The organism is Dehalococcoidia bacterium (genome assembly GCA_028711995.1).
In the GTDB taxonomy this organism is placed as follows: domain Bacteria; phylum Chloroflexota; class Dehalococcoidia; order SZUA-161; family SpSt-899; genus JAQTRE01.
In genome coordinates this window covers 1-7,910 of the sequence record JAQTRE010000133.1, presented here as the reverse complement: position 1 = coordinate 7,910, position 7,910 = coordinate 1, and the positions used below count along the sequence as shown (strand labels likewise).

At 53.8% G+C, this 7,910-nt stretch carries 6 protein-coding genes; 1 reads left to right on the top strand and 5 read right to left on the bottom strand.

What is annotated here, in order from left to right; genetic code table 11:
- The 5 genes from mutS to PHV74_13390 all read right to left on the bottom strand — a co-directional run.
- On the bottom strand, window positions 1-2,538 hold a 2,538-nt coding region (mutS, locus tag PHV74_13410; GenBank protein ID MDD5095356.1), incomplete at its 3' end, for a DNA mismatch repair protein MutS.
- A 266-nt stretch (window positions 2,539-2,804) separates the two neighbouring features.
- Window positions 2,805-3,311 carry a zinc ribbon domain-containing protein gene (locus PHV74_13405; GenBank protein MDD5095355.1) on the bottom strand — a complete coding sequence of 169 codons (507 nt, stop codon included), beginning with the start codon at window positions 3,309-3,311 and terminating at the stop codon, window positions 2,805-2,807.
- Window positions 3,312-3,322: 11 nt separating this feature from the next.
- The gene (locus PHV74_13400; protein ID MDD5095354.1) at window positions 3,323-5,584 is read right to left on the bottom strand and encodes a zinc ribbon domain-containing protein; all 2,262 of its coding nucleotides are present in this window, start codon (window positions 5,582-5,584) and stop codon (window positions 3,323-3,325) included.
- Between the two features lie 25 nt (window positions 5,585-5,609).
- The gene (locus PHV74_13395) at window positions 5,610-6,728 is read right to left on the bottom strand and encodes a M20/M25/M40 family metallo-hydrolase (protein ID MDD5095353.1); all 1,119 of its coding nucleotides are present in this window, start codon (window positions 6,726-6,728) and stop codon (window positions 5,610-5,612) included.
- A 47-nt stretch (window positions 6,729-6,775) separates the two neighbouring features.
- A complete protein-coding gene (locus PHV74_13390; protein MDD5095352.1) occupies window positions 6,776-7,297 on the bottom strand; it encodes a GNAT family N-acetyltransferase in 522 nt (173 codons plus the stop codon).
- Between the two features lie 378 nt (window positions 7,298-7,675).
- On the opposite strand from PHV74_13390, the gene PHV74_13385 reads away from it, so the two are divergent.
- A partial coding sequence (locus PHV74_13385; GenBank protein MDD5095351.1) for a potassium transporter TrkG occupies window positions 7,676-7,910 on the top strand: 235 nt, incomplete at its 3' end.

Below are 7,910 nucleotides of genomic sequence, written 5' to 3'. Positions count from 1 at the left end.
TGCCTTCTTCTTGAGCTCGTAGAGCCGGGTGATGGCCTCCAGCGGGGTGAGAGCATCGATATCGAGCATCTCCAATTCCGCCAGGACCGGGGGCTTTTCGGCAAAGAGAGAGAGTTGATCCGGCACTGGTTTCCTCTTCTCCTTCTTGGCGGCGGGCTTTCCTTCTTCCAGTCCCTTCAAGATTTCCACTGCCCGGTGCGTCACTGACCTTGGCATGCCGGCAAGCTGGGCCACATGGATACCGTAGCTGCGGTCAGCGCCTCCGGGGATGACTTTTCGCAGAAATACCACCTTGCCGCCTTCTTCAGTTACCGCTACATTGAAGTTCTTCACCCGAGGGAGGGTTTTTGCCAGTTCAACCAACTCATGGTAGTGGGTGGCAAAAATTGTCTTGGCTCCCAGTCGGGGGTTGTTGTGCAGATATTCGACCACCGAGTGAGCGATGGAAAGCCCGTCATAAGTGCTGGTGCCCCGTCCGATCTCATCTAGAATGATCAGCGATTGCGGCGTAGCATTGTTCAGAATAGCGGCCGTCTCCGTCATCTCGATCATGAAGGTAGAACGTCCGGTAGTCAGGTCGTCCATCAGTCCCACCCGGGTGAAAATGCGATCCACCAGCCCGATAGTCGCCGAATCCGCAGGCACAAAGCTGCCAATCTGCGCCATCAACACGATCAGGGCCACTTGCCGAAGATAGGTGGATTTCCCTGCCATGTTGGGACCGGTAAGAATAACGACCTGGGAATCGGAGTTGGAAAGAAGGGTATCGTTGGGGACAAAGCCGGTTTCCACCAGCGCCTGTTCTACCACCGGATGCCTACCGCCGACGATGCGAATGGCGTCTTCGAAAGTCAACTGCGGCTTCACGTAACTGTTCCGCACCGCCACTTCGGCCAGAGCAGCTAGCACGTCGATCTGGGCCAGCGCACGGGCGGTGCCCAGAATCCGTTCCCCGGACCCGGACACCTGTCGGCACACCTGCTTGAACAGGGCGATCTCCAACTCTCCGATCCGCTCCTGCGCGTTGAGGATCAACGACTCATATTCCTTGAGCTCGGGAGTGAAGAATCGTTCCGCCCCAACCAGCGTCTGCTTGCGAATGTAGTCGGCCGGAATTTTCTCCAGGTGAGCGCTGGTCACCTCGATGTAGTAGCCGAAAACCCTGTTATATCCCACCTTGAGCGACTTGATATCGGTCCGTTCTCGCTCTTTGCGCTCTAGTTCAGCCAGGAACTGCTTGGCATTTCTGGAGGCGGAGCGTATCTGGTCGAGTTCCGGGGAGAACCCCGGTTTTATCACTCCTCCATCCCCAACCGGTCCGGCCGCCTCCTCCACAATGGCGTTGGAAATCAGCTCCACCACTTCATGGCAGGGTTTAAGCTCGGACGCAAGCCCGGTCAGCGGTGCGGATTCCTCTCCTATGGCCGACTTGAGTTGCGGCATCAGCTCCAGACTGTGCCGCAGCGCCACTAACTCTCTGGGAATGGCAATGCCCGCCCTGACCCGATTGATCAGCCGTTCCAGATCAGAGAGGCGGGCCAGAAGGTTGATGATCTCGGCGCGCCGAACGGCATTGGCCGTAAACCAGGCAACGGCCTCCTGCCGTTGAAGCAGAGCGTTTATGGCAAGCAGTGGCTGCCCCAGCCAGATTTTAAGCAGTCTGCCGCCCATCGGGGTCTTGGTGAGATCGATTACCGAGAGGAGTGAGCCACTGACAGTTCCGGTATTGCTCGACCTGAAAAGCTCCAGATTACGGCGCGTCTGTGCATCGATGACCATGAAAGATTCGGTGGAATACGTTGAAAGAGTGGGCAACTGCCCCAATGCGCCCTTCTGAGTTTCTTTGAGATAGGCAATGATGGCTCCTGCCGCTCGAACAGCCAATGGGAGTTGATCGCAGCCATAACCTGCCAGTGAAGCGACCTCAAAGTAATCCAGCAGCGTCTGGCGGGCTGTTCCCAGATCAAACCATCGATCGTCAAGGCGAGTCGGTTCGCCTGCGAGGTGATTCTCAAAGCTTTTTGGGACAATGACCTCCGAAGGGCTCAGCCGTTCCAGTTCGGGAAGGGCGCGATCAAGGCTGAGCTGTGTCGTGGCGAATTCGCTGGTTGTTATGTCAACATAGGCCAGTCCTGCCCGATCTCCATCGACCACCATCGCGGCTAGATAATTATTGGACTTGATCTCCAGAAGGTTGGTCTCGACCACCGTGCCCGGCGTGACCACCCGGACCACGTCTCGATCCACCAGTCCCTTGCTCGCCTTGGGATCGCTGAGCTGTTCGCAGATAGCCACCTTGTGACCAGCATTGATCAGCTTGGCCAGATAGCCATCCAGCGCATGGTGCGGGATTCCGGCCATCGGGAAACGCTGATCCTTCCCCATCGACCGGGAAGTGAGCACAATTTGAAGCTCCCGGGCAATCGTCTTGGCGTCATCCTCAAACGTTTCGTAAAAATCGCCCAGCCGGAAGAAGACAATGGCATCCGGGTATTTCTGTTTGACCTGGAGGTATTGGCGTCGGATGGGGGTGGTCATTTCCTTTTGATTATAGAGTATCGCCGGGCTCTTTGGAAGGTTGAGTGCGGTCTGGTTACGCGGATTCGAGAGATCACGTCCTTATACTTGCTGTATGCGGCATCACGACTCTGTTTTTCTCGTGTCCCTTCAACAGGCCTGTTCTGAGTCAAATCGAAGGGCTCAGGGCAAACGTGAAAAAGTGCTCCGTTCGTGGTGAGCCTGTCGAACCATCAGGCCCTCGAAGCATAAACCGTGGTGCAACGCTCCTTTTTAAGCAACAAGTGCTAGGAAGTGAAAATCTGCATCAGATTGAAGAGGAGGATCATGGTCAGCCCGATATTGGTGACGATAATCCTTGTCCCCATCTCAGGCTGATCTTTCCGAAGCGTCATCAATACCACCAGTGCGCCAATCAGCGGCACAAAGGCCAGTACCCACCATGCTGCGGAAGCCCTGTCTTCAGGCTTTGTGCCGGAACTTTCACCGCCAGCCTGAGCATGCGCCCCATCGGAACCTGACAATCTCACTCCGCATTTGCTGCAGAAAACATTGGCCTCATCATTGCCTGCGCCGCAGTGCGGACAATAGACCCTGTTCGGCTCGATGACAGGGGCCCCGCAGTCTTCGCAGAACTTCGTGCCGGACTGAAGTGGTGACTTGCAGTTGGCACATCGAAGAATATCCCCTCTGCTCGTCGAGGCTTCTGCCTTGACAGCGGCCAGAGATGCTCCGCAGTCGCCACAGTAGTCATTGGCTGCATCGTTCTGTGCTCTGCATTTCGGGCAGTTCATCGATCATTCTCTCAAAGTGCCAGCTTCGATCCACATTTTCGACAGAAGAGGCTTCCTCCCTCGTTGGAAGCCCCGCATTTCGAGCAATAGACTTGAGCATCAGACATCTGTCCTGTGGAGGGCAACGCAGCGCCGCACTTGCCGCAGAACTTCTTCCCAGGCTGCGCCTGGGTGCCGCAACCGGGACAGGAGATCACAGGCAGCTCGCCTTTCAGCGGCTCTTCAACTCTCGGACCGGGGTTCACCGGCATGGAGGGCTGATTCTGACGTGGAGTGATGTGCGGGTCATAGGCAGGCGCTGTTTGACGGCGTTTCTTGCGCAGCAGGATCGACGCCATTCCCAACACGACCATTCCGGCGACCAAACCGACGAGCCATATTATCTTGGAGCTGTCGTCGGAGTCCGAAGAAGGGAACGGCGGCTGTTCGAAACCCAGGCCGGGATTTTCAGTGTCGCTTGCGGGCTGATCCTCCCTTATCGCCTGTACGAAAGCAGCCATTTCGGCATTGAGGTCAGCTTCCTTAAACTCCGTCAACGGGCCAAATTGACCATCCGTCGTCACAGTGGTGGCGTGCCCCTGAGTAACGTCCAGCGCGGAGCCACCATCAGTAGGATGCAGGCCAGCCGATCCCTCAAGGGTATAGACTTGGTATCCATCCTCATCCGTATCGATAAGAATCTCAGACCGCGGCTCGATAATCAGCGGATTCCACTGGCTTTTGGCGCCCTCGTAACCCAGGACGAGAAGTCCGACGCCGATGCTGATGGGCCCGCCGATAATAAATCCGGTATAGCAAGAAGGCCCTGCAAGGGTTCCGATGATGCTGGGAGCTATTGTCGTCGCACCCTCGACAACCAAGTTTCCCACCCAACTGTCAGCCCATACCCAGTCACCGTAGAAACTGCCCAGATACTTATAGCCGATGCTGATCCACTCGAACTTGCCATCTTCCAGAAAACCAGGCTTTACTCTGAGAGACAGCGAAAGGCCGGAGAGCCAGGTGATAGTGATTCTCGTGTTGTTATCGATATAAACCACGTCTTCACGAAGATAATAAGGCAGGGTGTTCACCATCTTTTCGCCAGTAGATGCGCTGAGCACTTTGATCACAGAAGGCTTCAGGGTATCCTCTATGCCGCTGCTGGTGATTGCTGCAATACCTTTCAACTCAACCTGAGTTTGCGCGATGTGAACGATCTTGGCTTTTGAGCCATCGGGATAGGTTTGCCGAGAGGACTTATCAAACATGACGGCATAAACGGTTCCGCTCACCACATCCCGTTTCTTGAGGCTCTTGACCAGGGCGTCGAAGATAAGGGCTTTGCTGGAGAGATAGTTGAACCTGGCCTCGCCAAGACTGGCCGACAAGCCCGCCCAGCCCTCCTCATAAACACCCACGCTTGTCGAATCACTGGCATAATCAGATGCAATGTGCCCTCCTCCCAGCTGGTTCAAAGAAGCTCCATCGATATAGAGAGGGTCAGTCTGTGGAAACTTGAGACATTGATTGAAGGAGACGTCCTCCACCGAGTAGTCCTTTTTGAAGAAATAGACCTCTTTGTCTCCAACCAACCGGTTCGTTTTCTTGTCTCTGACCAGAGCTACCAGGTCCCCGCCAACATACGGTGCAGCTTCTTTTCCGGTGATGATGGGGGGATAGTACTTGAAGGCGAATGTTGTATCCTTAACCGATTTATTATCGATGATGGCAGTGGCGCACTTGGCTCCGGAGTCTAAGAAGCTGGTTGCCTCTGCGGCACCCATTTGCGGACCGCTCAAATGAACGTAGGCTACAAAATTTGAGTTGCGCAACAATGCCATCTCCCCCCAGTAGAAGAGGGCCTGTGGGCGATAGTTGTACACCACGTAGCCATATCGATCCACCTCGCTTACCTCTGTAATCAGGCTTGCAGGCTCGACGCCTTGAGTACGACCATCCTTGGCCCATCCGGCTGCATCCGCAAAAACATCCTTCGAGTTCTGATAATTTGATAATGCTTTCGACGTATCGTTGTAGTAGAAAACACTGATCTCTACCCAGTTCTTACCGCTTCCCTGAGGTGAGCCATACTGGCAGTTCAGATAGGAATACTGCAGAGTAGTATTCACCTGCGTGTCAACCAGATCCATTCCAGGTAAAGAGCAGCTGCAATCATCTTTGGTGAACACCACCGATTTCTGAGCGACACTGGTGTCTGTGGAGGGGATGAGGAGAGCGCTCAAACACAGAGCCAAAACGGGAAGCAGCGACATATGCTTTCGGATATTCATACCAATCCTCCCAAGCTTCCCGATTTCATCGCAGGGATAGAGCAAAATTCAAGTAGAGTTGAGATGCTTTGATGACCTGCTCGAAGGATACGGACTCCTCGGGCGTGTGAGCCGATTCCAGACGACCGGGTCCCAGGATAATAGGGTCGATACCGCCAGCCCACAGCACGTTGCCATCGGAATGACTCCTGAAATCCTGAGGTTCCCAGTTCAGGGACATCCCCTGGTATACATCCCTCAGTTTTCTCACCAGGGCTCTCTCTTCGGAAATCCGATATCCGGAGTAGGTATCTTCGAATCGGATATACGCATCCATGTCAGGGATGTTTTGATGGGCTTCTTCTAGTAGTTTCTCCAGCTCTGTTTTCAACACATCGATCCTTGAGTCCGGGGGCAAATGAAGGTCCAACCACGCCTCACAAAGGGCCGGAACCACAAATGCGCCTGGGAATCCGGAGAGCTCTCTGATATTATAGACGAAACCCTGGGGAAGGCGTGTGGCATAGTCGGTAACATTCAAAAGAAGCCTGAGCATCATTTCAATGGCGTTCTGCCCCAGCTCAGGCATGGAAGAATGAGCTCGCTTCCCGCGAGTGCGCAAGAGCACCTCCAGATAGCCGTAGTGACCCAGACAGGGTTTCAAATCGGTGGGCTCGCCGATGATAGCCCACTGGAAATCATATTCCTGAGCCAAAGCCTTGGCGCCGTCATTGCCTTCTTCTTCACCCACCACCAGCGCAAGCCCCACGGAAGGGAAATCCTTCCCCCGTTCGGCAATCACCGTGAAGGCTTCCATCATCGCTGCGCAGCCACCCTTCATATCCACAGCTCCAAGTCCGTGAACCTCATCCCCCTCTTCATGAGACTCATAATCGTCCAGATCGTAGGCTACAATCGTATCCAGATGTCCCACAAAACAAAGGTCCACCTCATCTCTCTCCTGAGGCACGACAATCACGTTATAGCGATTCTCATCGACCTCTTGCTTGCTTACGTTCAGCCCCTGCTTTGACAGATAGTCCGTTGCAAAAGCGATAATCTCCTGTTCTTTTCCACTGGGACTATAGATATCCACAAGATCTTTTAACAGAGCTTTGAGCCTCTGGGGGTTGATGTCATTTGACTGCTCAGTCGATTTCGTCATTTTTATTGCCTCTCCAGAGAAAATCCAGATCATCCGGGAAAGTCTGATTAAGTCTGAGCCTTCTTGGTCACCCGAGGCTTGCGGAGGGTTTTGCCCAGCCATACATGCTGACCCTGTTTGGAGAACCCCATCCGGTGAAAGAAGGAGATGGCTTCCGCGTTTCCCTCTCCGGTATCGGCCAGCATCATTCGGGCTCCATCCAGCCTTAACTTCTCCTCCAGCTTCCGGTAAAGCCGTCTGCCCAGCCTTCTCCGCTGAAAATCGTCGTCCACGCCTATCCAGCTCAGATAGCCGTATGTCTTCCATGCAGTACCCTCTTTCTCGATGGTAGTTCCCAGAACGAATCCGACAATCTTCTCATCAGCTTCGGCTACAAAACAGTATTCGGGGTCTGCGGTGAAAGCATCGGTTACCTCATAAGCATCCCAGGTTCGATAGAGGATAGGAAACTCGTCGCTGGTGAAAAGCCGTTCCCCCAGATGGAATACGGAAGGAATGTCATCAATCTCCATCTCTCTGATATCTACCGGAGTCTCCTTCTTGTCTTTTGGCCCGTCCTCTGCTGGCATTTTTGTTCCCCCTGTTGTATTGGGTAGGCTCTGATTAAGCGTTGTCAAACATCGAACTACCGGTATAAGGCTTCCCTGCGCACTCATTCCCCTCCGGTGTGTCCTTCCTATCGTATTATGAACTATAACCCGCTTCCTTGTGTTTTTGCAAGAGTGATGGTAGTCTCACCGGAGATTCATACTTGACACAACCCTGACAAACAGCTTTAATTGCTGCAGAATACTCTTATGCCAAAACGATACCGTCCGAAACCTGGCGATGTGACTCACCGAGTAAGCAGAGTCAAGCCATGGCGTGTCCTGCTTCCTCCGGAAATTTCATTGAGTCCCAAGAACCGCCCGCTGTCGCTCGCCATCCTGATTTATGGCTTCGCCGGTATGATCTTGATCGGTGCCTTTTTGCTGATGATGCCGTTCTCCAGTAAGGCCGGTGAATTCACTCCTTTTGTGGATGCTCTTTTCACTGCCACCTCTGCTGTGTGTGTAACTGGCTTGAATACCATACCAGATACCGCTGCACACTTTAGCCCCTTCGGGCAACTCGTCATCTTGATCCTCATCCAGATTGGCGGCTTTGGTTTCATGACCAGTGCTACCATCTTACTGATTGCAC

What these genes read in the sequence shown, in the direction of transcription:
- PHV74_13405 (MDD5095355.1), bottom strand. Translation starts at nt 3,311, where the DNA reads ATGAACTGCCCGAAATGCAGAGCACAGAACGATGCAGCCAATGACTAC.
- PHV74_13400 (MDD5095354.1), bottom strand. Translation starts at nt 5,584, where the DNA reads ATGAATATCCGAAAGCATATGTCGCTGCTTCCCGTTTTGGCTCTGTGT.
- PHV74_13395 (MDD5095353.1), bottom strand. Translation starts at nt 6,728, where the DNA reads ATGACGAAATCGACTGAGCAGTCAAATGACATCAACCCCCAGAGGCTC.
- PHV74_13390 (MDD5095352.1), bottom strand. Translation starts at nt 7,297, where the DNA reads ATGCCAGCAGAGGACGGGCCAAAAGACAAGAAGGAGACTCCGGTAGAT.